Below are 243 nucleotides of genomic sequence, written 5' to 3'. Positions count from 1 at the left end.
CGACGGAGTGGATCACCGTCCACGTGCCGTCCTGTGCAGGCGTTTCCAGCACGATGTCGCTTCTATTCGCACTCACGCTGTAGAACGAGTTGGCCGAGGGGCTCACGAACCGGGGGAAGGTCCAGGTGATCGACTGACCTACCGGAAGAGAGATCGGGGTGTCGTTCAGTCCCGAGTAGAGCGGAACGAACACATCGGCCCCATCCGGCCCCACGACCGCCGTGGGCATCAGGGCAGTCATGC

At 63.0% G+C, this 243-nt stretch carries 1 protein-coding gene; it reads right to left on the bottom strand.

Annotation, left to right across the window (positions count from 1 at the left end; translation table 11 throughout):
* The coding region (locus tag AC1RQI_RS17450; protein ID WP_481905868.1) for a hypothetical protein at positions 1–229 on the bottom strand (229 nt) is incomplete at its 3' end.
* Positions 230–243: the final 14 nt, after the last annotated feature.

The organism is Salicola sp. AFF1 (assembly GCF_056783195.1).
Note: the sequence above shows the minus strand (reverse complement) of the source record. Positions and strands in the feature narration are given on the sequence as shown.